This is a genomic window from Peribacillus sp. P4_C12 (assembly GCF_056402095.1).
The window spans coordinates 1-787 of sequence record NZ_JBFUIB010001039.1 but is presented as its reverse complement, the minus strand read 5'-3'; the positions used below and the strand labels follow the sequence as shown (position 1 = coordinate 787).

Below are 787 nucleotides of genomic sequence, written 5' to 3'. Positions count from 1 at the left end.
CTTTATAGACCCCTGCTTCAATCGCACCAGTAGTTCGAATAATACCAAATACACCACTTACAAGAAAAATATAAAAAATAATCTGGGCTCCCTTTTCTAAGCCCAATGGAATGGACGTGAAAAGGTCAAAGAAGCTCACAGGATCACGATCAATAGCATGATAGCTTCCGTCGACAACAAGCATTCTACCCGATTTCTCATCTTCAACACGATCGAATTCACCGGCTGGAATTACATATGAAGCAAGCCCTGCCATGATGATTATGATAAATATGAGCGTATATGTATGTGGCACTTTTAACCATGCCTTTTTCTTAACTGTCACATTATTTTTTTCAGTTTCCATTATTTCACCTCATCCTAAATGATTTGCTACATCCGGTTTCAATAAAAATATTAAACTTGCTCTTTTTTTATGGTTAATTGCCCAAGAACTTCCTCGTTGATATTAATTCCAAGCCCCGGTTCTCTTGTAAGATGTACATAGGGAATTTCATAATCAAGATTTCCAATGTCCTGACTGAATAGCAGTGGACCTGTCAGTTCTGTACTGGTAATATTTTTTCGTGAAATGGCCGTATGGTATCCTGCTGACGATCCGATTGAGGATTCTACCATGGACCCAATTTGGCAGCTGATACCTGCAATCTCAGCTGTCTTTGCCAATTGGATTGCCTGATAAATTCCACCGCACTTCATTAGTTTTATATTGATTTTATCTACGGCCTTCTTTTTAATTAGTTCCTGTAGATGGTACCCGTGATGGATGCTTTCATCAGCCATAATG

The 787-nt window shown here is 38.8% G+C and carries 1 protein-coding gene and 1 pseudogene; both read right to left on the bottom strand.

Features of this window, described 5'->3' with window-relative positions:
• Positions 1-346: pseudogene (locus AC1DUW_RS31120) on the bottom strand (YfcC family protein); the annotation flags it as partial.
• A 50-nt stretch (positions 347-396) separates the two neighbouring features.
• Positions 397-787 (bottom strand): enolase C-terminal domain-like protein (locus tag AC1DUW_RS31115; RefSeq protein WP_477644487.1); only part of this gene is annotated, 391 nt, incomplete at its 5' end.